The organism is Janibacter sp. GS2, from assembly GCF_051200835.1.
GTDB lineage: Bacteria > Actinomycetota > Actinomycetes > Actinomycetales > Dermatophilaceae > Janibacter.
Genome location: NZ_CP195161.1, coordinates 1,694,549 through 1,717,859, shown reverse-complemented (window position 1 = coordinate 1,717,859; position 23,311 = coordinate 1,694,549). Strand labels below are relative to the sequence as shown.

The 23,311-nt window shown below is 71.2% G+C and carries 22 protein-coding genes; 5 read left to right on the top strand and 17 right to left on the bottom strand.

What is annotated here, in order from left to right; genetic code table 11:
• Positions 1-26 precede the first annotated feature (26 nt).
• Entirely contained in the window at positions 27-947 is a 921-nt protein-coding gene (locus tag ACR9E9_RS08385; RefSeq protein WP_435198022.1) for an EamA family transporter, read from the top strand.
• A 29-nt stretch (positions 948-976) separates the two neighbouring features.
• Here the strand turns inward: ACR9E9_RS08385 and ACR9E9_RS08380 are convergent, their stop codons facing one another.
• The 4 genes from ACR9E9_RS08380 to poxB form a co-directional block, all read right to left on the bottom strand.
• Entirely contained in the window at positions 977-1,759 is a 783-nt protein-coding gene (locus ACR9E9_RS08380) for an SIR2 family NAD-dependent protein deacylase (protein WP_435198021.1), read from the bottom strand.
• Between the two features lie 67 nt (positions 1,760-1,826).
• Positions 1,827-2,684: a GNAT family N-acetyltransferase gene (locus tag ACR9E9_RS08375; protein WP_435198020.1), complete on the bottom strand. Its 858-nt coding sequence runs from the start codon at positions 2,682-2,684 to the stop codon at positions 1,827-1,829.
• A 5-nt stretch (positions 2,685-2,689) separates the two neighbouring features.
• Positions 2,690-3,085, bottom strand: a complete 396-nt coding sequence (locus tag ACR9E9_RS08370) for a DoxX family protein (protein ID WP_435198019.1) — start codon at positions 3,083-3,085, stop codon at positions 2,690-2,692.
• Between the two features lie 11 nt (positions 3,086-3,096).
• Positions 3,097-4,839, bottom strand: coding sequence for a ubiquinone-dependent pyruvate dehydrogenase (poxB, locus tag ACR9E9_RS08365; protein WP_435198018.1), 1,743 nt, complete (start codon positions 4,837-4,839; stop codon positions 3,097-3,099).
• Between the two features lie 124 nt (positions 4,840-4,963).
• Here poxB and ACR9E9_RS08360 point away from each other — a divergent pair, with 124 nt between their 5' ends.
• Positions 4,964-5,935, top strand: a complete 972-nt coding sequence (locus ACR9E9_RS08360) for a zinc-binding dehydrogenase (RefSeq protein ID WP_435198017.1) — start codon at positions 4,964-4,966, stop codon at positions 5,933-5,935.
• On the opposite strand, the gene ACR9E9_RS08355 is transcribed toward ACR9E9_RS08360, so the two are convergent.
• From ACR9E9_RS08355 to ACR9E9_RS08320, 8 genes are all read right to left on the bottom strand, one after another.
• Positions 5,936-6,781, bottom strand: coding sequence for a GNAT family N-acetyltransferase (locus ACR9E9_RS08355; protein WP_435198016.1), 846 nt, complete (start codon positions 6,779-6,781; stop codon positions 5,936-5,938).
• A 61-nt stretch (positions 6,782-6,842) separates the two neighbouring features.
• Positions 6,843-8,000, bottom strand: a complete 1,158-nt coding sequence (gene ispG, locus ACR9E9_RS08350) for a flavodoxin-dependent (E)-4-hydroxy-3-methylbut-2-enyl-diphosphate synthase (protein WP_435198015.1) — start codon at positions 7,998-8,000, stop codon at positions 6,843-6,845.
• 51 nt (positions 8,001-8,051) lie between these two features.
• Entirely contained in the window at positions 8,052-9,386 is a 1,335-nt protein-coding gene (locus ACR9E9_RS08345) for a M50 family metallopeptidase (protein WP_435198014.1), read from the bottom strand.
• A gap of 12 nt (positions 9,387-9,398) precedes the next feature.
• On the bottom strand, positions 9,399-10,595 hold the full coding sequence (gene dxr / locus ACR9E9_RS08340; protein ID WP_435198013.1) for a 1-deoxy-D-xylulose-5-phosphate reductoisomerase: 1,197 nt from the start codon (positions 10,593-10,595) through the stop codon (positions 9,399-9,401).
• On the bottom strand, positions 10,592-11,098 hold the full coding sequence (locus ACR9E9_RS08335) for an acyl-CoA thioesterase (protein WP_435198012.1): 507 nt from the start codon (positions 11,096-11,098) through the stop codon (positions 10,592-10,594). The genes dxr and ACR9E9_RS08335 overlap by 4 nt, the downstream gene beginning before the upstream one ends.
• A gap of 48 nt (positions 11,099-11,146) precedes the next feature.
• Positions 11,147-11,500, bottom strand: a complete 354-nt coding sequence (locus ACR9E9_RS08330) for a barstar family protein (protein WP_435203547.1) — start codon at positions 11,498-11,500, stop codon at positions 11,147-11,149.
• Entirely contained in the window at positions 11,497-11,940 is a 444-nt protein-coding gene (locus tag ACR9E9_RS08325; RefSeq protein ID WP_435203545.1) for a ribonuclease domain-containing protein, read from the bottom strand. The genes ACR9E9_RS08330 and ACR9E9_RS08325 overlap by 4 nt, the downstream gene beginning before the upstream one ends.
• 11 nt (positions 11,941-11,951) lie before the next feature.
• Positions 11,952-13,415 (bottom strand): NAD-dependent succinate-semialdehyde dehydrogenase, encoded by a 1,464-nt coding sequence (locus ACR9E9_RS08320; protein ID WP_435203543.1) that lies wholly within the window; start codon positions 13,413-13,415, stop codon positions 11,952-11,954.
• A gap of 151 nt (positions 13,416-13,566) precedes the next feature.
• Between ACR9E9_RS08320 and ACR9E9_RS08315 the strand changes: the two genes are divergently transcribed.
• From ACR9E9_RS08315 to ACR9E9_RS08305, 3 genes are all read left to right on the top strand, one after another.
• Positions 13,567-15,765, top strand: coding sequence for a DUF6421 family protein (locus tag ACR9E9_RS08315; RefSeq protein WP_435203541.1), 2,199 nt, complete (start codon positions 13,567-13,569; stop codon positions 15,763-15,765).
• Entirely contained in the window at positions 15,762-16,838 is a 1,077-nt protein-coding gene (locus ACR9E9_RS08310; protein ID WP_435203538.1) for a threonine aldolase family protein, read from the top strand. The genes ACR9E9_RS08315 and ACR9E9_RS08310 overlap by 4 nt, the downstream gene beginning before the upstream one ends.
• A gap of 81 nt (positions 16,839-16,919) precedes the next feature.
• Positions 16,920-17,825, top strand: a complete 906-nt coding sequence (locus ACR9E9_RS08305) for a phosphatase PAP2 family protein (RefSeq protein WP_435203536.1) — start codon at positions 16,920-16,922, stop codon at positions 17,823-17,825.
• 6 nt (positions 17,826-17,831) lie between these two features.
• Here ACR9E9_RS08305 and ACR9E9_RS08300 read toward each other — a convergent pair whose 3' ends face one another.
• The 5 genes from ACR9E9_RS08300 to ACR9E9_RS08280 are packed head-to-tail and all read right to left on the bottom strand — an operon-like array spanning position 17,832 to position 23,291.
• Positions 17,832-19,121 carry a saccharopine dehydrogenase family protein gene (locus ACR9E9_RS08300; protein ID WP_435203534.1) on the bottom strand — a complete coding sequence of 430 codons (1,290 nt, stop codon included), beginning with the start codon at positions 19,119-19,121 and terminating at the stop codon, positions 17,832-17,834.
• Between the two features lie 17 nt (positions 19,122-19,138).
• Positions 19,139-19,966 (bottom strand): ABC transporter permease, encoded by an 828-nt coding sequence (locus ACR9E9_RS08295; protein ID WP_435203532.1) that lies wholly within the window; start codon positions 19,964-19,966, stop codon positions 19,139-19,141.
• Entirely contained in the window at positions 19,967-20,848 is an 882-nt protein-coding gene (locus ACR9E9_RS08290) for an ABC transporter permease (RefSeq protein ID WP_435203530.1), read from the bottom strand.
• On the bottom strand, positions 20,845-22,029 hold the full coding sequence (locus ACR9E9_RS08285) for an ABC transporter ATP-binding protein (RefSeq protein WP_435203528.1): 1,185 nt from the start codon (positions 22,027-22,029) through the stop codon (positions 20,845-20,847). Before ACR9E9_RS08285 ends, ACR9E9_RS08290 begins: the two co-directional genes overlap by 4 nt.
• Positions 22,029-23,291 (bottom strand): ABC transporter substrate-binding protein, encoded by a 1,263-nt coding sequence (locus tag ACR9E9_RS08280; RefSeq protein WP_435203526.1) that lies wholly within the window; start codon positions 23,289-23,291, stop codon positions 22,029-22,031. Before ACR9E9_RS08280 ends, ACR9E9_RS08285 begins: the two co-directional genes overlap by 1 nt.
• Between the last annotated feature and the right edge of the window lie 20 nt (positions 23,292-23,311).

Sequence of the window (23,311 nt, the reverse complement as noted above, 5' to 3'; positions counted from 1 at the left end):
TGGTCCCGGAGGATCACGATGGTGCCGTGCCCGTCCGCCATCGCCTGCTCGCCGTCCTCGTCGCCGTCCTGTGGGGCGCGAACTTCATCGCCATCCATGCCTCGCTCGCGATCTTCCCGCCCTTCCTCTGCTCCGCGCTGCGCTTCACCCTCATGGCGATCCCGACGCTCCTGCTCGTCCCCCGACCGCAGGTGCCCACGCGCTGGCTCATCGGCTACGGCACCGGCTTCGGTGTCCTGCAGTTCGCCTTCCTCTACCTCGCGATGAGCGCCGGCATGCCCACCGGCCTGGCCTCCCTCGTGCTGCAGAGCTCGGCCCCCTTCACCGTCGTCCTCGGGGCGGCGCTCCTGGGTGAGCACCTCTCCCGCCGGGCCTGCGCCGGCGTCGGGATCGCTGCCCTCGGCATGGCGGTCGTCGGCTCCCAGCGCCTGTCCGCGGAGGCAGGGGTCCTCCCCTTCGTCCTCACGCTGCTCGCCGGTCTCGGCTGGGCCTTCGGCAATCTCGCGGCCCGGCTGGCCGCTCCCCCCAAACCGCTGCACCTGACGATGTGGATGACCGTCGTCCCGCCGGTGCCGATGCTCCTGCTCTCGCTCGTCGCCGAGGGGCCGGATCGCATCGGTCGAGCCTTCGCCACCTCCTTCTCGAGCGCCCCCGATGCCCTCTGGGCCTGGGCGGGTCTGGCCTACACGACCGTCATCGCCACGGTGGTCGGCTCGGGGATCTGGACCTGGCTGATGTCCCACCACGCGGCAGGATCGGTCGCGCCCTTCTCGATGCTCGTGCCGGTGACGGGCCTGGCGCTGGCCTGGCTCCTCCTCGACGAGACCCCCGCCCCGCTGGAGCTGCTCGGTGGCCTCCTCGTCATCGCGGGGGTCTGGGCGTCCACCCGCGGTCGTCCCGCGCCCACCCCGGTCGAGCCCGCACCGGAGCCGCTGCTGAGGGTGTGACGCAGCATCCCCGATCGGACCGCACGACCTCAGCCGGTGAGGCCGGCCACGAGGGCCGGCAGCACCTCGGCGGCCGGACCGCGCACGTGGTGGTCGCACATGTCGGAGATCTCCGTCTCCGTGGGGTTGATCTCGATGACGGTCGCCCCCTCCGCGCGCGCCATCGCCGGGTACCCGGCTGCCGGGTAGACGACCCCCGAGGTCCCGACGACGAGCGCGACGTCCCCGGGCTCGAGCGTGTCGATGGCCGCGTCGGTGGCCGCGACCGCCGCGTCCGGGAGCATCTCGCCGAACCACACGACGCCCGGGCGGACGTCCCCCTCGCACTCGGGGCAGGTCGGCGGGTCGATCCGCTCCATCGGCTCGACCGGCAGACTCACCTCCGCCGTGTACGGCGCACCGCAGTCCGCGCACCGCAGCTCGCCGAGGCGGCCGTGCACGTGGGCGGTCACCGAGGACCCGGCCCGCTCGTGGAGGTCATCGACGTTCTGCGTCACGATCATCACCTCACGCAGCGCGGCCAGATCGGCGAGAGCCCGGTGGCCGGCGTTGGGGTCGACGTCGCGCACCAGCTGCATCCGCCACGCGTACCAGGCCCAGACGAAGGGAGGGTCCTCCCCCCAGGCCTCCTGCGTGGCCAGCTGGGAGGGGTCGAAGTGCTCCCACAACCCGCTCTGGGCATCGCGGAAGGTCGGCACGCCGGACTCGGCGCTCATCCCTGCGCCGGTGAGGACGAGGACGCGGCGGGCGCCCTGCACGGCGGTGAGGACCTCCGCGGGCAGGGCGATGGTGGACTCGTCGGGCGTGGTCATGCTCGCTCCTTGGGGTGGTGCACGGGCTGGGGCTGTCCGCACATCCTCGCAACCGGCGTGCCGTCCGTCATTGCTCCTCGTAGAGCGCCCGGGTGCCACGACCACGGAAGCCGAGACGCTCGTAGAGGGACCGGGCGGGGTTGTCGCACCCGACGGCGAGCCAGGCGGTGGCACCATCGCGCCGCGCGATCGCCGTGAGGGTCCGGGCGACGAGGTGGGCGCCCAGTCCCCGGCCGCGCCACTGCGGGACCACCCCGACCTCCTCGATCCACCCGGCGGAGACGGTGACGAAGCCCGCGACGTGTCCCGAGGAGTCCATCGCGACCCGGGAGTCCTCCGGCTGGAAGCCGCGCTGCTCCCGCAGCCACCTCCCCCGGGCCCGGGCACTTCCTGCGTCATGTCCCGGCTGGTCGGCGAAGGAGGCGGCGTAGGCGTGCTGGAAGGCCTCGGAGGTGTCGTCGGTGAAGGGCAGCGTGACGAGGTCGTCGGGGCGGCGGACGAAGGGGACGTGCCTGAGTGGATGGCTCATGATCGTCTCCGCGAAGACCCGGTGGAGGCCGAGACGGGCGAAGAGCTCCTCCGCCTCCGGGCTCATCGAGTCCATGACGAAGCGCACCGGCCCGCTGGTGTGGCTGGTCACCCAGTCGGCGACCTCCTGCCCGATCCCCCGGCCCATGACGGCCGGGTCGACGAGCCCCGTGGCCGTGCGCGTGCCGGAGGCGTCCACCCCGATCGCCGCGGCCGCGACGATGTCACCGAGCTCGTCCCGGCCGCTGATCGCCAGGTCCGTGACCAGGCTTGAGCGCATGTGGTCGGGGTCGGCCAGGTCGGGCAACCCGCCGTCACGCTCGAGGCAGGCCGTGCCGAGTCGCACGAGGGCGTCGACGTCCGCCTCGGTCGTCGTCGCCCACTCCAGCTGGCTCACCGGGCTCAGCCCCGCCCGGCCGCCCTGAGCGCGATCCGCACGAGCGGCCACTGGAGCGGCAGCCGCGCGAGCGTCCCGGCGAGGACACCGATCGCCTGCGGTGTCTGCGTGCGCTGCGCCCGACGAGCGTGGTCGATGCTCATCTGCAGGTTGGCGGGGAAGACCCCGACGAGGAGGGCGGCACCGGCCCATCCGGCCATCTCGCGAGTCGGGGGCACGAGCAGGCCCGCGCCACACGCGATCTCGGCCACCCCCGAGACACGTACGAGCAGTCGGTCGTGGCCGCGCAACGGGGTGGGGACCATCGGCTCGAAGACCTGGGGACGCACGAGGTGGAGCGCTCCCGAGGCGAGGAAGGTGCTCGCGAGCACCGTGGTGGGCAGGTCGAGGTCGACGGCCATGGGTGTCCTTGTCAGAAGATCTGGCGCAGGTTGGCGCGGGAGAGGTCGAGCAGCTCATCTCCACGCCCGGACATCACTGTACGCAACGCGTAGAGGGTGAAGCCCTTGACCTGCTCCGCCGAGATCGCCGGCGGGATGGTCAGCTCCTGCCGGTCGGTGACGACGTCGACGAGCGCCGGCCCGTCGTGGGCGAAGGCCTCGCGCAGGCTCGACTCGAGGTCGCCCGAGTCGGTGACCCGGTAGCCCTTGATCCCGAGCGCGTCGGCGACCTTCGCGAAGTCCGGGTTGTCCAGGCCCGTCCCGAAGTCGGGCAGGCCGGCGGCCTTCATCTCCAGCTCGACGAAGTTCAGCGAGGAGTTGTTGAGCACGACGATCTTGATCGGCAGGTCGTGCTGGCGGACCGTGAGCAGCTCGCCCATGAGCATCGTCAGGCCACCGTCGCCGCTGAGGGTGACGACCTGACGCGACGGGAAGGCGATCTGCGCACCGATGGCGTGCGGCACCGCATTGGCCATGGAGCCGTGGATGAAGGAGCCGATGAGGCGACGGTCACCGTGGCACTGCAGGTACCGGGCGGCGTACACGACCGGCGACCCGACATCGGGCACGAAGACCGCGTCGTCGTCGGCGATCTCGTTGACCAACCGGGCGAGGTACTGCGGGTGGATCGCCTCGTGCGCCTTCCCGAGCCGGCGCTTCTTCGTCGGCTCGGCGAGCTCGTCGAGCTTCTCGCGGGTCCTGCCGTAGTGCGCGACCGCGTCCTCGAGGTGCCCACGGTGCGTCGTGCGTCGCAGCAGTGGCAGCAGCCCCCGGACCGTGTCGCCGACGTCCCCGACGAGCCCGAGCTCCAGCGGTGTGCGCTTGCCGAGCTGCTCCCCCCGCAGGTCGACCTGGATGATCGACGCGTGCGCCGGGTAGAACTGGCGGTAGGGGAAGTCCGTCCCGAGCATGAGGATCGTCTCGGCCTCCTCCATGGCGCGGTAGCCGGAGGCGAAGCCGAGCAGCCCGGTCAGGCCGACGTCGAAGGGGTTGTCCCCCTCGATGTGCTGCTTGCTGCGCAGGGTGTGGACGATCGGGGCGGCGAGGGTGTCGGCGAGGGCGAGGACCTCCTCCTTCGCCCCCTCCGCGCCGACCCCGACGAGCAGGGTCGTGCGCCGGGAGGAGTTGAGCAGATCGGCGGCCCGCTGCAGCTGGTCGGCGCTCGGCACCACCCGGGCCCGCGCCCGCTCGATGATGGTGACCCGCTCGTCGACCGCCTCGGCCTGGGCGACGTCCCCGGGTACGACGAGCACGGCGACACCCCGCTGCTGGATCGCCGCCCGCATCGCGGTCTCGAGCATCCGCGGCATCTGGGCGGGGTCGGAGACCATCTCGCAGTAGACGCTGCACTCCTGGAAGAGGTTCTGCGGCTGCGTCTCCTGGAAGTAGCCGCTGCCGATCTCAGCGCTCGGGATCTGGGCCGCGATCGCGAGCACCGGCACCCGGCTGCGCTGCGCGTCGAAGAGCCCGTTGATCAGATGGAGGTTGCCCGGCCCGCAGCTGCCCATGACGAGACCGAGCTCGCCGGTCAGCTCCGCGTGCGCGGCGGCCGCGAAGGCCCCGGCCTCCTCGTGGCGCACCAGGCGCCACTCGAAGCTGCCGTCGCGGCGCATGGCCTCGGTGAAGCCGTTGAGCGAGTCCCCGGGGACACCGTAGGCACGCGTGGTGCCGTTGGCCCTGAGGGTGGCGATGACGGTGTCGGCGATGGTGCTCACGAGAACTCCCGGGCTCGGTGGCTGGTGCGTCGCCACGCTATCCCGATCGGCGGCACCGGCCTGCCCCCAGCCGCCGGGACTGGCACAGTGGCAGGCACTGGCCCCGACCGAGAGGAGCGCACCCATGCGCGCCGTGTACGCAGACAGCCTCAACCCGGACGACCCGCTGGCCGGCCTCGTCGTCGGCGACCGCCCGGAGCCCGAGGTGCCGGACGGGTGGACCAGGGTCACGGTCAAGGCCACCGCCCTCAACCACCACGACCTGTGGTCGCTCAAGGGGGTCGGCCTCGGACAGGACAAGCTGCCGATGATCCTCGGGTGCGACGCCGCGGGCGTCGACGAGGACGGCACCGAGGTCCTCGTCCACGCGGTGATCTCCGACCCGGGGTTCACCGGCAGCGACGAGACGACCGACCCGAAGCGCTCGCTCCTGTCCGAGCGGCACCAGGGCACCTTCGCCGAGACGGTCGTCGTGCCCACGCGCAACGTCATCCCCAAGCCGGCGGGTCTGTCCATGGAGGAGGCCGCGTGCCTGCCCACGGCCTGGCTCACCGCCTACCGCATGCTCTTCGTCCGTGGCGGCGTCCGCCCGGGCGAGACGGTGCTCGTCCAGGGCGTCGGTGGTGGCGTGGCCACCGCGCTGATCACCCTGGGCCGGGCAGCCGGCGTGCGCGTGCTCGCGACCTCGCGCAGCGAGGAGAAGAAGGCACGGGCGCTCGACCTCGGTGCCCACGCCGTCTTCGACGTGGGCGAGCGCCTGCCGCAGAAGGTCGACGCCGTCATGGAGACCGTCGGGCGGGCCACGTGGGACCACTCGATCCGCTCCCTTCGCCCCGGCGGTCGGCTCGTCATCTCGGGCCACACCTCCGGACCCCAGCCCGACGACGCCCAGCTGACCCGGATCTTCTTCCTCCAGCTGAGCGTCATCGGCTCGACGATGGGCACCCGCGACGAGCTCGGTGATCTCGTGCGGTTGCTGGACTCATCGGGCACCCGCCCGCTCATCGACCGCACCCTGCCCCTGGAGTCGGCGCGCGAGGGTTTCGCGGCGATGGACTCCGGTGACCTCGTCGGCAAGGTCGTCTTCACCCTCTGATCAGAAGAGGATCGTGGCGAAGGTGCCGACCCGCTCCATCCCGATGCGCTCGTAGGTCGCCATCGCGGCGACGTTGAAGTCGTTGACGTAGAGCGTGGCGAGGGGGGCGTGGTCGGCCATCGCCTGCTCCACCACCGAGGCCATGAACCCGGCGGCCAACCCCTGCCCGCGCAGCTCGGGGGCGAGCCACACGCCCTGGATCTGGCAGGTGTCGAGGGCCACCGACCCGATGTCGGCCTTGAAGACCACCCGGCGGCCCTCGATGACGACATAGGTGCGCCCCTGGACGATCAGCCGCCGGATGGAGTCGCGGTAGAAGGCCACGCTGCCGGTGTAGGGGCGGTAGCCGATCTCGTGGGTGAACATGTGCTCCGCCGCCGGCAGGACGAGGTCGACCTCGTCGAGGGTGGCGCGCCGCACGCGTTCGTCGATGGCGAAACCCAGCCGTGACGGTGGGGTCCGGGTGGCCATCAGCGGCTGCTCGGAGCGCAGCGAGCGCGGGTTGGGGAAGGTCGTGCCGGTCTCGCTCCACAGGCCGAGGACCTCCTCGCGGGGTCCCAGGAAGGAGGCGCAGCGCCGTCGGACCTTGTGGACCTGGGCGGCCAGTGGGCCCCAGCTGACGACGTCCGTCCCGACGGGGACGACATTGGCGAGGGTCCACACGAAGGCCTCGAGTCGGCCCTGAGAGAACCAGCCGTGCGCGGCGGTCGAGCCGTACCCGAGCCCGCCGTCGAGGATGCGGCTGGCGACGAAGACGTGGGCCGCGGGGTCGCGCGCACACAGGTCGAGAGCGTCGTCGACATCGTCGACACCCAGGATCCTCGTGGGTTGGCGGGTGCGCAGCACCCCCACAGCCTAGTGAGGCGTCGCCGCCGTCGGGGACGAAGGGGGGTGGCCTCCTCGCGGGTCAGCCCACCGTGACGCTCGCGCCCTGCTCCTCGTCGGCGTCGACCTCGCCCATCTCCTCGGCCATCCGCATGGCCTCCTCGATGAGGGTCTCGACGATCTGCGCCTCGGGAACGGTCTTGATGACCTCCCCCTTGACGAAGATCTGGCCCTTGCCGTTGCCGGAGGCCACCCCGAGGTCGGCCTCACGCGCCTCGCCCGGACCGTTGACGACACACCCCATCACGGCGACGCGCAGGGGGACGGTCATGCCCTCGAGGCCGGCGGTCACCTTGTCAGCCAGCTCGTAGACGTCGACCTGGGCGCGGCCGCAGCTGGGGCAGGAGACGATCTCGAGCTTGCGCGGGCGCAGGCCCAGGCTCTGCAGGATCTGCTGGCCGACCTTGATCTCCTCGACCGGTGGGGCGGAGAGGGAGACGCGGATCGTGTCACCGATACCGCGCGAGAGCAGCGCGCCGAAGGCGGTCGCGGACTTGATCGTGCCCTGGAAGGCCGGTCCGGCCTCGGTGACGCCGAGGTGCAGGGGCCAGTCCCCCGCCTCGGCGAGCAGCTCGTAGGCGCGCACCATCGTCACGGGGTCGTTGTGCTTGACCGAGATCTTGAAGTCGTGGAAGTCGTGCTCCTCGAAGAGGCTGGCCTCCCACACCGCCGACTCGACGAGCGCCTCCGGGGTGGCCTTGCCGTACTTCTCGAGCAGGCGCTTGTCGAGGCTGCCGGCGTTGACGCCGATCCGGATCGAGGTGCCGTGGTCCTTGGCGGCCCGGGCGATCTCCTTGATCTGGTCGTCGAACTTGCGGATGTTGCCCGGGTTGACGCGCACGGCTGCGCAGCCGGCCTCGATCGCCGCGAAGACGTACTTCGGCTGGAAGTGGATGTCGGCGATGACCGGGATCTGGCTGTGCTGGGCGATCTGCGGGAGGGCCTCGGCGTCGTCGGTGCTGGGGCACGCGACGCGCACGATGTCGCACCCGGCGGCCGTCAGCTCGGCGATCTGCTGGAGGGTCGCGTTGACGTCCGAGGTCACGGTCGTGGTCATCGACTGCACCGAGATCGGGCTCTGGCTGCCCACACCCACGGAGCCGACCTTGATCTGGCGGGTCGGGCGGCGCGGCGCCAGGACGGGTGCAGGGGCCTTCGGCATTCCCAGGGAGACGCTCATACCCCCATTATGCGGCCTCCTGCCTGAGCGGGCGCTGTGCGGGGGTGTGCGTCAGGTGAGGCGGATCGGCTTGACGACGTCCGCGTAGACGAGCAGGAGCGTCATCGCGATGAAGGCGAGCGCGACCCCGTAGGCCAGGGGCAGTGCCTTGGCGACGTCGACCGGGCCGGGGTCCGGCAGGCCGCGCGCCTTGGCCCAGCCCTTCTTCACGCCCTCCCACAGGGCGCCGGCGACGTGGCCGCCGTCGAGCGGGAGCAACGGGATGGTGTTGAAGGCGAAGAGGACGAGGTTGAGCGAGCCGAGGAGGGACAGCAGGAGGATGGCCTTGTCCGTCGTGTCACCGAAGACGTCCGAGCTGGCCACCTCACCGGCGACGCGGCCGACGCCGACGACCGACATCGGGCCCTCGGGGTCACGCTCGGCGCTGCCGAAGGCGGCCTCGGCGACCCCCACGAGCTTCTGCGGGATCTTCACGAGCAGCCCGTAGGTGTCGCCCACCATGTCCCCGAAGAGTCCGGGAACGGCGGTGATCGGCTGCTTCTGCATCTCGCGCGTGCCGCTGGCACCGAGGAAGCCCGCGCGTTCGGTGAGCATCTCCCCCTTCGCGTCCCGCTCGATGGCACCGTCCTCGTCGTACTTGGGCATGTTCATGACGATCGGGTCCGCCTGGAGCCGGGTACTCGTGCCGTCACGGGTGACGGTCAGGCTGAGCGGCTCGTCGAGGTTCTCGCGGATGCCGGTGCGCACGTCCTCCCAGGTCTCGACCGGGGCGCCGTTGACCGCGGTGATCCGGTCACCCGGCATGAGGCCGGCCTCGTTGGCCGGGGCCACGGGCATCTCCTCGGTGCACTCGGACTTGGTCTGCTGGCCGGCGCGGGAGATGTCGACGCACTCGCTCACCGAAGAGACCTCGGGCGTGGTGACGGCGACGCCGCTGAGCGTGAAGATGCCGGTGAAGAGCACCAGCGCGATGAGGAGGTTCATCATCGGGCCGCCGAGCATGATGACGACGCGCTTCCACACGGGCAGCTGGTAGAACATCCGCCCGTCGTCACCGGGGCGGACCTCCTCGAGGCTCTGCTGACGGGCCTCGTCGATGAGCTGACCGACACGACCGGTGCTCGAGGTGCGCGTCATCATCGGGTCCTGCCCCTTGGCGGGCGGGAACATCCCGATCATCCGGATGTAGCCGCCGAGGGGGATCGCCTTGACGCCGTACTCGGTCTCCCCACGACGCCTCGACCACACCGTCGGCCCGAAGCCGACCATGTACTGCGGCACGCGCACGCCGAACTTCTTCGCCGGGACGAGGTGACCGACCTCGTGCAGCGCGATGGACAGAGCGATCCCGATGAAGGCGAGCAGGACCCCGAGGGCGAAGAGCATGCCCTCATGTTCTCACTCCCTGCTGTTCGAGCGCGACAGCCCGAGGACCTGCGCGGCTTCCCGACGGCCCCACGAGTCCGCCTCGAGCACCCCGTCGACGCTCGTCGCGTCGAAGCCGGCCGGGTCATGGCGCTCGAGGACCGCGGCGATCGTGTCGACGATGTCGAGGAAGCCGCACGCCCCCTCGTGGAAGGCATCGACGCCGACCTCGTTGGCCGCGTTGTAGACGGCCGGGTGCGTGCCGCCGGCCGCGCCGACCTGCTGGGCCAGTCGCACCGCCGGGAAGGCCTCGTCGTCGAGCGGCTCGAAGCGCCAGTCGGCGGCCCGGGTCCAGTCGACGGGGGTCTCGACGTCGACGAGCCGCTCCGGCCAGGACAGCCCCAGGGCGATCGGCGCGAGCATCGTCGGCAGGCCGAGCTGGGCGATGACCGCGCCGTCGTGGAACTCGACCATCGAGTGGATGATCTGCTGCGGGTGGACGACGGCCTCGATCGCCGCCATCGGCACGTCGAAGAGCAGGTGGGCCTCGATGAGCTCCAGGCCCTTGTTGACCAACGTGGCGCTGTTGGTCGTGATGACCCGCCCCATCGCGAAGTTCGGGTGATTGAGCGCGGCGGCGGGGGTGACCTCGCGCAGCGCGGACCGGTCCATCCCGCGGAAGGGACCACCGCTGGCGGTGACGACGAGCTTGCGCACCTCGTCCGCGCGACCGGAGCGCAGGGCCTGCGCGATGGCCGAGTGCTCGGAGTCGACGGGGACGATCTGCTCGGGCGCAGCCGCGGCGCGCACGAGCGGTCCGCCGATGATCAGCGACTCCTTGTTGGCCAGGGCCAGGCGGGCGCCCGACCGCAACGCGGCCAGCGTGGGCCGCAGCCCGATGGCGCCGGTGATGCCGTTGAGGACGACGTCGGTGGGCGCACCGGCGACCTCGGTCGCGGCGTCGGGGCCGACGAGCACCTCCGGGGCGTAGCCGGTGACACCGGCGCGCCGGGATGCGTCCGCGATGGCCGAGCCCAGCTCCGCCACGCTCCCGGTCGCCGCGGCGACGAGACCCGGGGTGTACCGCGCGGCCTGCTGCGCCAGGAGGTGGAGGTTGGACCCGCCGGAGATCGCGACCACCTCGAATCGCTCGGGGTGGGCCGAGATGACCTGCAGTCCCTGGGTGCCGATCGATCCGGTCGACCCGAGGAGGGTGACGCGCGTGCTCATCCCCGCACCTCCGCGCTCGTGCCCCGGCGGCTGGAGTCGATGGCCTCCCGGCGGGCGAGGCGGTTCGCGCGACGGATCCCCGCCTCGCGGTGACGACGGTGCTCCTCCTCGCTCTCGATGCTCAGCTCGGGGACCTGGCGGGTCCCCCCTTCGCCGTCCACCGCCACGAAGACGAGGTAGGCGCTGGCGACATGGACGCGCTCGGTCACGGCGTCCCACCGGTCGACCTCCGCCCGCACCCCCACCTCGAGCGAGGTGGTGCCGGCCCAGTTGACCTGGGCGCTGACGTGGAGCACGTCGCCGACCCGCACGGGGTTGACGAAGGCCATCTCGTCCATCGAGGCGGTGACCGCGGGGCCCTCGGCGAAGCGGTTCGCCGAGACCCCGGCGGTGTCGTCGACCATCTTCATGATGTTGCCGCCGTGCACATTGCCCAGGAGGTTGGCCTCGGCCTGGGACATGACTCTCGAGAGGGTGATGCGGGTGTCTGTGGGTGTCGTCACGGGCCCATCATCCCAACGTCCGGGCGCCTTGCTCGTCGTGGTGGGCGATCAGCGGTCGGCGACGACGACACTCACCCCGGCGTACTCACGCTCGAGGTCGGCGAGGACGCCGATGACGCCCGGGTCGCTGCCGGTGTCGAGGGACGGCGCGGTGGGGCCGACGTCCTGGCCGGGACGCCAGATGAGCGTCCACGGCGCCTCGTGACGGTCGGCGACGTCGCGCAGGCAGTCCATGAGGGCGTCGAGGTTGCGGCCGAAGTGCTCGGGGAAGGCCAGCGCGTCGGCGAAGCGGTCGTAGGTCTCCTCGCGGCCGGCTCCCCCGTCGACGAGGTGCACGTGGTCGGTGCCGGCGGCGGCCCGGGCGAGCAGCCCGTCCACCCCGGCGGCCTCGATGTGGATCATCGCCCCTCCTGGATCTGGCGGAAGCTGGCGTAGTGGTCCTCGGTCCAGTAGCGGTCCCCGCCCTCGCCGCCGACGATGCGCCGGGCCCCGCGACCGTCCTCGCCGGGCGTGGGCACCGTGTACTCGCGGTAGTACCCACGCTCCTGCGAAGGGAGGATGCCCTCCCGGTTGTGGAAGGTCACCCCGTCCCGGTCGTCGGGGAAGGGCCCCTCGGAGCGGATGAGGTCGAGCATGCGCTGCCCCTGCGTCGGCAGCCGCGACTGCGGGATGGTCGCGAGCGACGACTCCGGGGTGCTGTCCGAGCCGGGCGTCGCGCTCGCCGACTGCGTGCTGCCACCGCCGCCGGAGCCGCTGCTCCCGTCGCTGTCCCCACCGACGGCCAGCCAGACCCCGCCGACGACGACGGCGAGGCCGACGATGAGCTGGAGCGCCCACCGCACCGCTCGCGGCATCAGAGGGCGAGGCCGACGTACTTGGTCTCCAGGTACTCGTCGATCCCCTCGAAGCCGCCCTCGCGGCCGAAGCCGGAGTGCTTGACCCCGCCGAAGGGAGCGGACGGGTTGGACACGACTCCCTGGTTGACGCCGACCATGCCGAACTCGAGCGCCTCGGCGATCCGGATGGTCCGGGCCGTGTGCTCGGTGTACACGTACGCGACGAGGCCGTACTCCGTGGAGTTGGCCAGTCGGATCGCCTCCTCCTCCGTCGTGAAGGTCGTGATCGGCGCGACCGGACCGAAGATCTCCTCGGTGAGCATGCGGGCACCGGCCGGCACGTCGGTCAGGACGGTCGGCGGGTAGAACCACCCCTTGCCCGAGGGCACCTCCCCGCCGGTGAGGGTGCGGGCGCCCTGCTCGACGGCGTCGTCGACGAGCTCGGCGACGCCGGCGCGGGCCTTCTCGGTGATGAGCGGCCCGACGTCGACTCCCTTCGTCGTGCCCTTGCCCATCGTCAGGGCGCCCATGCGGTCGGCGAGCGCCGTGGCGAAGTCCTCGGCGATGGACTCGTGGACGATGAACCGGTTGGCGGCCGTGCACGCCTCACCGATGTTGCGCATCTTGGCGAGCATCGCGCCCTCGACGGCGCGCTCGAGGTCCGCATCCTCGAAGACGACGAAGGGGGCATTGCCCCCGAGCTCCATCGACGTGCGCAGCAGCTGCTCGGAGGACTGCTCGACGAGCTTCTTGCCGACGGCCGTCGACCCGGTGAAGGTCAGCTTGCGCAGGCGCGGGTCACGGATGATCGGCTCGCTGACCTCACCGGAGGAGGTCGTCGTGACGACGTTGAGCACCCCGGCGGGCAGACCGGCCTCCTCGAGGACCTTCGCCAGGGCGAGCATCGTCAGGGGGGTCTCGTGGGCGGGCTTGATCACCGTCGTGCATCCGGCGGCGATGGCCGGGCCGATCTTGCGGGTACCCATGGCCAGGGGGAAGTTCCACGGAGTGATCGCGAAGACCGGGCCGACGGGCTGCTTCATCGTCATCAGGCGGGTGCCGCCGGAGGGCGCGACGGCGTACCGGCCGTGGATGCGCACCGCCTCCTCGGCGAACCAGCGGAAGAACTCGGAGCCGTAGGTCACCTCACCGCGGGACCCGTCCAGGTTCTTGCCCATCTCGAGGGTCATGAGCATCGCGAAGGTCTCGGCACGCTCGGTGAGCAGCTCGAAGGCCGAGCGCAGGATCTCCGAGCGCTCGCGCGGGTCGGTCGCGGCCCAGCCCGCCTGGGCCTGCGCGGCGGCGTCGAGGGCTGCCGCGCCGTCGGCGGCCCCGGCGTCCGCGACCTCGACCAAGGTCTTGCCGGTCGCCGGGTCGGCGACGGCGAAGGTGGCGGAGTCGGCGGCGTCACGCCACCGCCCCCCGATGAAGAGCTGGCTGGGTGCGTACTCAAGGGCTGACTTCTGCGTCACGGTGGCCATGGGGACACGGTACGAGCAAGTCGGCGGCAGCACGAGCAGCTCGGCGCCCGCCCTGCACCGGCCCCGAGCGCCACCGTCACCCGGGCCCGTGAAGTTCGCTCCCCATGCGCCGAACTGGCGCAAGTCTTCCTGTTTTGAGACGCTGGGGCCGATGAACTTCCCGCTCCCACCGGAGGCCACCGTGACCCCCTTCGCCCGAGTCCTCCTCGACCAGGCCCACTCCAGCGCGTGGTCCCTCGATGCCGATCACGCCGCGCTGATGAACCCGGCCAACCCGGGTGACGCCAGCCTGGCGCGGTCCGTCGCCCTCCTGCGCGAGCGCGGCACCGAGGTCCGTGCCCACTGCGACGGCGAGCTGACCCCCGCGGCCCTGTCCGACGTCGACGTCCTCGTCATCGCCCACCCCGCGGCCGCCTCCAGCGAGCGTGTCGCCGGCGACCTGCCGCCGATCCTCTCCCCCCGCGAGATCGAGGCCGTCGTCGACCACGTGGGCGCCGGCGGCGGCCTGGTCGTCCTCGGCGAGTGCGACCACGACGCCCACGGCAACAACCTCAACGAGCTGCTCGCACCCTTCGGCGTGCAGATCGTCTCGACCCTCGTCCACGAGTCCGCCGACGGTGGCCGGCGCCACCACGGCAATGCGACGTGGGTGCGCGCCGAGACCGCGCGCACTCCCGGCCAGGGAGTCATGGCCGGCATCGAGGAGCTGTGCTTCTACCGTGCCGGCGCCCTCGACGTCTCCGGCGCCCCCGCCGCCCGCGTGCTCGCCCGCTCCTCGGCGACGGCCCACCCGGCCGGTCGGCCGATGGCCGCCACCCTCGAGCACGGTGGTGGTCGGGTCGTCGTCCTCGCCGACTCCGACCTCGTCGGGGACGACTCGATCGGCGAGCTCGACCACGAGGAGCTGTGGGTCAACCTCGTCACCTGGGCGGGCAACGGTGGGCACGCCCGAACCAGCACGCTGCCTGAGGTGCGAGGAACGAGCCTCGAAGGGAGCGAGGCCTGGTTGGCACTCAAGGCCGCCGTCGAGGAGCTGCGGCTGATGCAGACCACGGACGGGTCGCTGCACGAGGACGCCGACCGCGACCGCGCGACGGTGCTCGTGACGAGCCTGACCCGGCGACTGGCCGAGCTGGCGCCCCACTTCCCGCACGACGCCGACTACCTCGCGGCGCTGCCGGTGGACCTGCAGCGCTGGGTCGACGACGGCTTCGGGGTGCCCGACTTCCTCGACAGCCTGCTCGCCTTCCGTCCCGACACCCACCGGGTCGACGGCGCCGTGCACCTCGTCGTCTTCCCCATGTACACCCAGAACGGCAACCCGAGCCGGGTCTTCGAGGCCGTGCTCCTCGACGTCATGTGGCCGCAGTGGCTCGCCGACGTCGAGGCGACCTACGACAACCCGATGTTCCTGCCGGTGCGCTTCCTCGACCACACCCCCGGTTACGACACCAACTCCGCCGTGCTCTTCCCCGAGACCGTCGCCGTGCGCGAGGTGCCGACCTTCTCCTGGGGCGCGATCTTCTGCGACCGGGAGGCGGCCCGCTTCCGGCGGGTCAGCGCGGCCGCGGCGGACACCCTCGGTCTGGACCTGCCGCCGGAGGGCGAGCGACTCGTCGGATCCCAGGCGGTCGCCCAGTCGACCTTCGCGATGTGGGACCTCATCCACGACCGCACGCACAGCCACGGCGACCTGCCCTTCGACCCGTTCATGATCAAGCAGCGGATGCCCTTTTGGATGTACGCCCTCGAGGAGCTGCGCTGCGACCTCAACACCTTCCGCCAGTGCGTCTCGCTGGCGCAGGAGGGCCACCCCTACGCCCGGTCGGTGCAGCTGGCGATCCTCTTCGACCGGCTCTTCCGCTTCCCCGTCACCGGCGACCGGGTGCGCAACTACGACGGCCTCGGCGGCCAGCTGCTCTTCGCCTGGTTGCACCGGCACGACGCCCTGCGCTGGACGGACAACACGCTGGCCTTCGACTGGCAGCGCACCCCGGCCGCGGTCGTCGCCCTCTCCGACGAGGTCGAGTCCCTCTACCGCAGGGGCATCGACCGCTCGCGCGTCGGTCACTGGATGGCCGCGCACGCCTTCGTCGCCGACTACGTCGCCCCGCACCCGGCCTCCGCGTGGGCGAAGGGGGCGGAGGGGCTCCCGCTCGACGGCCCACCCAAGGGCCTGACCGACCTCGTCCAGCCCGACGAGTTCCCGCTCAACGTCTTCTACGAGGCGCTGCGCAAGAAGCTCGCCCCGGTGATCGAGTCGACCCGCGGGATCACCGGTACCCGGGACCCCCGGGCCGAGGAGGCCGCTCGGGTCGACGGGGCGCAGGCTGTCAGGATGTCCGCGTGACCGACACGAGCACCGAGGCATTCACGCCCATCCACGACCCGTCCACCCGGGGCTTCGCCAGCGACAACTACGCCGGGATCCACCCCGAGGTGCTCGCGGCGATCGTCGCCGCCAACGGAGGCCACCAGGTCGCCTACGGCGAGGACGTCTACACCGCGCGCCTGACCGAGGTCCTCACCGAGGTCTTCGGGAGGCAGGCGATGGTCTACCCGGTCTTCAACGGCACGGGCGCCAACGTCCTGGCGCTGCAGGCGGCCACCCCACGCTGGGCATCGGTGCTCACCACGAGCAGCGCCCACATCCACGTCGACGAAGCGGCTGCCCCCGAACGGGTCGGCGGTTTCAAGGTCAACGTCATCGACACGCCCGACGGCAAGCTCACGCCGCAGCTCATCGAGGCCTACCCGGCGAGGGTCGAGGACGAGCACTTCGCCCAGATCGGGGTCGTGTCGATCACCAACTCCACGGAGGTCGGCACCGTCTACACCGGTGCCGAGATCCGGGCCATCGCCGACCTGGTCCACGAGCGCGGGTGGGTGCTGCACCTGGACGGCTCACGGCTGTCCAATGCCGCCGCGGCGCTCGGGGTCGGGCTGCGCGAGCTGACCACCGACGCCGGCGTGGACATCCTCTCCCTCGGCGGGACGAAGGCCGGCGCGATGCTCGCCGAGGCGGTCGTCGTCCTCTCCCCCGACCGCGTGGCCGGCGCGACCTTCCTGCGCAAGCAGTCGATGCAGCTGGCGAGCAAGATGCGCTTCGTCTCCGCGCAGCTCCTCGCCCTCTTCGAGGGGGACCTGTGGCGGCGCAATGCCGAGCACGCCAATGGCATGGCCCGCCGCCTCGCCGACGCGGTCGCCGACATCGACGGGGTGCGCCTGGTCACCGAGGTCGAGGCCAATGCGGTCTTCCCGATCCTCCCGCGCGAGGTCAGCGAGCGGCTCATGCAGCGCTTCCGCTTCTACTTCTGGGACGAGAGCACCGGGCAGGTCCGGTGGATGTGCGCCTGGGACACGACCGAGAGCGATGTCGACGCCTTCGCGGCCGCCGTACGGGCGGAGCTGGCTGCCCCCTGATCCGCGCGTGACCACGTGGGGCCACGGACCGGTCCGGGCACCTCACAGCCCGTTGTCAGGAAACTTCGTTACACCTGAAGCGTGGCCCTCACATCGTCGCGCATCACGAGCGCACCCGTTCTTGCTGGTGCGCTCATCATCGTGACCGTCCTCGCGGCCGGCCCCCTCCAGCCTTTGGACGCTGCCCTGCAGGGCTACTGGGCCAAGAAGTACACGCCCAACTGGACCACCTTCCTCGACTCCGTCCCCAATGCCGTGGCCGGCCAGGCCGTCTGCCTGCCCATCCTCGTCGCCGTCGCCGTCGTCATCGCCTGGCGCCGACGCACGTGGCACCCGGTGATCATCGTCGTCGCGGCCGAGGCCGCCTTCTACGGCGGGATCGGCGGGATGAAGCTCCTGCTCGGGCGTACCGCACCGGCCGCCGGTGAGGGGGCCTTCTGGCAGGGAGGGGCCATCGAGCACGGGTGGTACGGCATCGCCTACCCGTCGGGCCACGCCGCCGAGGCGGTCCTGATGTACGGCGCCGCCGCCTACCTGCTGCGCACCTACGCCGGACCGGACATGCGCATCCGCAAGCGGCTCAGCTGGCTCGTCGGCCTGATCACCGTCAACGCGATCGTCGTCGCCTTCTACCTCGGGTACCACTGGCCGACGGACCTGCTCGGCGGGATGATCGCCGGCGGCCTCATGCTGCGGATCATCGTCGACGTGGACCGGTGGATCGCCGACCGGAGGCTCCGCGCCCCCGCGACCCGCACGGCGGCTCCCGTCCGTGTGGCGCCCGCGACGGCACCCGCCCTGCCCCGGCCCGCGCTCACGCGTGCGGTCGCGACGGCGTCGCTGCCGGGCCCCGTGCAGCTGCCCGAGCTGCGCCCGGCTGCCGTCTGTCGACGCTCACCGTGGGAGCGTCCGGCGACGTCCTCCCTCCTGCGGGAACACCCGAGGGCACATCGCCGGCGCGAGCTGGCGACCTCCGGCCAGGGCTGACTGCGCTCAGCCGGTGCGCAGGGGCGAGGCCGGGTCCCGCTCCTCCATCCCCCACGGTGACCCGTACCCCTGCGGCCGGTCGGCCGCCAGCAGCTCGAGGAAGGGGGCCGCGTCGAAGGCCTCCGGGCCCTTGACCCCCGTCCCCGACCACCGGCCCGTGCCCAGGAGCTCGAGGGCGATCACCGGGTTGAGGGCGGTCTGCCAGACCACGGCCTGGGCGTCGTACTCACGGACCGAGGTCTCGTTGTCGGCGACGTGGTAGAGGTACACCGCCCGCGGCCGGCCGCCCTTCGTCCCCGTGACGAGGACACCGGCACAGGTCTTGCCGGTCATCCGCGGACCGATGCTCGCCGGGTCCGGCAGCACGGCGGCGACGACGTCCCGGGGGCTCACCGACACCCCCTTGACGTCGACCGGCTCCGTGGCGTCGAGGCCGAGCTCGTGGAGCACCCGCAGCATGGCGATCATCTCCTCGCCGAGTCCGTACTTGAAGCTCACCCGCCCCGCATCCACCCAGCGCGGCATGAGGAGGACCTCCTCGTGCTCGACGTGCACGCACTCGACCGGCCCGATCCCCTCCGGGAAGTCGAACACCTCCGGCTCGGCGAAGGGCGGCAGGGTGATGAAGCCCGCCTCGACGTCTCCCCCGGCGCGATCGCGCTCCCACACCACCGGGGGGTTGAGGCACTCCTCGATGATCGTCCACATCGAGAAGCCGGGCGCGAAGACCTCCTTGCCGGCCTCGTCGCGCACCACGAGGTTGGCGCCGTCCTTCGTCGCGAGCTCATCGATCTCGTCGAAGAGCGTGTCCGCGGCGTGGCGCGCGAAGACGTCCGAGAGCCCGGGCTCGACACCGATCCCGAGCAGGGCCAGCCGCCCGGCCCGCTCCCACTCCCCCGCTGCGGCGAGCTGGCAGTCACCGAGCTTGACCCCCGGGAGCTCGTGCGGACGCTCCGGGTGCGGGGTCGACAGGGACATCGCCATGTCCAGGTAGTCGGCTCCGGCGGCGAGCGCCCCGTCGAAGATCGCCATGACGAAGCGCGGGTCGACGGCGTTGAAGACGTGGGTGGCGGCGTGCTCGCGGGCCAGCGCGGTCACGGCTGCCCTGTCCGAGGCGTCGACCTGCGCCGCGAGGAAGGGAGCATCCCCCCGTCGTTCCCGGGCGGCGGCCACCGTCGCCTCGGCGCGCTCCAGGGAGTAGTCCGCCACCACCCAGGTGTCGTAGAAGTCGCGCTCGGCCGCGATCTTGGCCGCGGCGTCGCCGACGCCTCCGGCGCCGATCATGAGAACTCGCACGGTGATCTCCTTCGTGACTATCGAGAGGTCCGGCTCGTCGCCAGCCGTTGCCCGATGACCACGAGCAGCACGGCGATGGCGAAGAGCGAGAAGCCGATGACATTGGCCTGCGCGGGGATCCCCCGCAGGTAGCTGACGTAGACGAACTTCGGGAAGGTGTTGGTGTCGCCCGAGACGAAGTTGGTGATGATGAAGTCGTCGAAGCTCAGGCTGAAGGCGAGCATCGCGGCCCCGAGGACGCCGGGCATGATCAGCGGCAGCGTCACCCGCAGGAAGGTGCCCACCGGGTCGGCGTAGAGGTCCTGCGCGGCCTCCTCGATGCGGGGGTCGAGGCTCTGCAACCGGGCCCGGATGGTCACGACGACGAAGCTCAGGCAGAACATGATGTGGGCGAAGACGATCGTCACGAAGCCCAGCTGCAGACCGAAGCGCGAGAACCCCTGGACGAAGATCGTCAGCAGGCTCGCGCCGAGCACGATCTCCGGGGTCGCCATCGGGACGAAGACGAGCATGTTGCCGGCCGCCCGGCCGCGGAAGCGGTGCCGCACGAGCGCGAAGGCGATCATCGTGCCGAGGACCGAGGCGACGAGCGTCGCCAGGATCGCGACCTGCAGCGAGGTCGCCAGCGACTCGCAGATGCCCGGCGCACCGCACGGGTTGGTCCAGTGCTTGAGGGTCGGGCCGGCGTTGGAGTTCCAGACGATGTTGGACTTGCGGTAGTCGTTGAAGCTGAAGATCAGGGTGTAGAGCACGGGCAGGAAGAGGTAGAAGAGCACGAGGAGCGCGGCGATCATCGCGAAGCGATCGCCGATCCAGCGCAGGGGGACACGCAGCGCAGCACGCATCTACACCAACTCCTCCGTGCCGAAGCGGCGCACGTACACGAAGACGAGCACGAGGATCATCGCCATCAGCGTGAAGCTCAGCGCGGCGGCCGTGTCGAACCCGCCGGGCACCCGGAAGAACTGGCTCTCGATGACGTTGCCGACCATCTTCGTGCTCCGGTCGGAGCCGAGCAGCTCGGCGTTGACGTAGTCGCCCGAGGCGGGGATGAAGGTCAGCAGCGTCCCGGCGAGGACGCCCGGCATCGACATCGGCAGGGTCACCCGGGCGAAGGTCGTCAGGCCGTTGGAGTAGAGGTCTCCCCCGGCCTCGATGACCCGCGGGTCCGCCCGCTCCAGGGAGGCGTAGATCGGCAGCACCATGAAGGGCAGGAAGTTGTAGGTCAGGCCGGCGACGACGGCGATCCACGTCTCGGTGATCCGCTCGCCGGGGAGGACGTGCAGGGTCGAGAGCACCGAGACGACCGGCCCGTCGTCGGAGAGGATCTGCCGCCAGGCGATGGTCCGCAGGATGAAGGACGTGAAGAAGGGGGCGATGACGCTGATGAGCATCACCCCGCGCCACTTGCCCGCCTTGAAGGCCATCGCGTAGGCCAGCGGATAGGCGAGGAGGAAGGCGAAGAAGGTCGCGAGCGCGCCGAAGACCAGCGAGCGGACCATGTGGGGCCAGAACTCGACGAGCGCGTCGACGTAGTTCCCGACGTTGAGGTCCCGGTAGTAGTACCCGGGGAAACCGGGGTAGTCGCTCTGCAGGGACACGGTGAACAGCTGGACGACCGGGACGACGAAGAAGATCACCAGCCAGGCCATGCCGGGCAGCAGGAGCAGGTACGCCCACCGCCGGCTGCGCCGGGCGTCGATGACATCGGGCTCCGTGTCCGTCATGACGTGGCCTCGGCAGTGGCGATGAAGGCCTTGCCCTCGGCTCCTTCCGGGATCCCGTCCGCCGCGACGACGAAGGTGTGGGCCGGGTTCCAGGAGAGCGACACCTCGTCACCCGGCCGGGTGCGACGGGGCTCGACGTCGAGGTTCTGCTCGTAGACCGTCCACTGGCCCCCCGAGGGGACGGTGACGAGGTACTGGGTGGCGACGCCGGTGAAGGAGACGTCGAGGACCGTGGCCGTGACCCCGCCGGAGGCCGGGTCGCCGGACGGGCCCGCGTCGAGGGTGACCTTCTCGGGTCGCACGCCGAAGAGGACATCCCCGGACGTGACCGCGGCGCGCTCGCGGGGTACCCGCACGCGCGTGCCCGCCGCGTCGAGGACGAGGTGGTCCCCGTCGGAACCGGTGATCCTCGCGGGCACGAGGTTGGACTGCCCGACGAAGCCGGCGACGAAGGCGGTACCCGGGAGGTCGTAGAGCGCCTCGGGGGCCCCCATCTGCTCGATCCTCCCGGCATTCATCACCGCGACCGTGTCGGCCATCGTCATGGCCTCCTCCTGGTCGTGGGTGACGTGGATGAAGGTCAGCCCGACCTCGGTCTGGATCCGCTTGAGCTCCACCTGCATCTGGCGACGCAGCTTCAGGTCGAGGGCACCGAGCGGCTCGTCGAGCAGGAGCACCTCGGGTCGGTTGACGAGCGCGCGGGCGAGGGCCACGCGCTGCTGCTGGCCACCGGAGAGCTGGCCCGGGCGACGGCCGGCGAAGTGGGTCATCTGGACGAGCTCGAGCGTCTCGTCCGCCAGCGTCCCGGCATCAGCGAGCCCACGACGCTTGGGGCCGAAGGCGACGTTGTCGCGGACACTCAGGTGCGGGAAGAGTGCGTAGCTCTGGAAGACGGTGTTGACCGGGCGCTCGTAGGGGCGCGACCCCGTGAGGTCGGCGTCGCCGATGAGCAGCCGCCCCGCGCTCGGCTGCTCCAGACCGGCGACCATCCGCAAGGTCGTCGTCTTGCCGCAGCCCGAGGGGCCGAGCAGGGCGAAGAAGCCTCCGCGGGGCACGTGCAGCGTGAGGTCGTCGACCGCGGTGAAGTTCCCGAAGCTCTTCGTCACCGACTCGAGGCGCAGGTCCCCCTTCGCCTCCCGGACACCACCGGCGCCCCCCGTGCCCCTGGCGAACAGGCCCATCAGTTGCCCACCGCCTTGGCCCAGGCCGCGCTGTAGTCGGCGTCCTCCGTGGCGGACAGGGCGCGGAAGCCCTTGATGTTGTGGTCGGCGATGTAGTCCTCGCCCGGGAAGATGAAGGGGGACTCGGCGAGCTCCGGATCGATCTTCTCCATCTCCGCCCGGGCGCCCTCGACCGGGCAGATGTAGTTGACCCAGGCGGCAACCTCGGCAGCGACCTTGGGGTCGTAGTAGTGATTCATCAGTTCCTGCGCGTTGCGCTTGTGGTGACTCGTGATCGGGACCATGAGGTTGTCGCTCCACAGCATCCCGCCGCTCTCGGGGATGACGAACTCCCAGTCGTCGTCCTCGGTCTCCGCGCGCAGGATGAAGAGGTCACCGGACCAGACGATCCCGGCGACGGCATTGCCGCTCTTGAGGTCGTTGAGGTAGCTGTTGCCCTTGATCCTGCGGATGTACCCGTCGGAGAGGCGCCGGTCGACCTCGGCGATCGCCGCCTCGAACTGCGTCGCGGTGAAGTCTCCCGAGGGGTCGACGCCCTGGTCGAGCATGATCAGGCCGAGGGTGTCGCGGAACTCGCTCAGCACCGAGATCCGCCCCTTGAGGTCGTCCGCCCACAGGTCGTCGAGACTCTTCAGCTCCCGACCGACCTTCTTCTTGTGGTAGCCGATGCCGGCGAACCCGGACTGCCAGGTCAACGAGTGCGTGCGGCCGGGGTCGAAGGAGACGTCCTTGAGCGGCTCGAGCAGGTGGGTGGCATTGGGCATCCGCAGCAGGTCGAGCGGTTGGCACAGCCCCTCCCGGATGATCCGGTTGGCCATCCAGTCGGTGAACGTGAAGATGTCGCGCTTGATGTCCTGGCCGGCGCGCAGCTGCGGAGCGATCTTGTTGAAGTAGCTGTCGTTGTCCTCGATGTCCTCGGTGTAGGAGACCGTCAGGCCCGACTCCTTCTCGAAGGCCTCGAGGCTCGGGTAGCGCTTCCCGGCGTCGTCCATGTCGAGGTAGGCGGTCCAGTTGGCCCACCGCACGGTCTTCTCGGTGTCCGAGCGGTCCTCGGGCAGGTCGACCTCGGCGGCCCCACCCCCTTCCGGCGGGTCCGGAGGGGCGCACGCTCCGAGCGCACCCGCCCCCAGACCCAGCGCACCGGCTCCCAGGAGGGAACGGCGGCTGAGCGAGCCGGCGGAGGAACGACTGCGCGCCGAGGCGCGCGCCGCACGCACGAGTGCCGTCGTCCGGGGGTCGGTCGGGTACCGGGACCGGTCCATGGTGGGACCTCGCTTGGGTG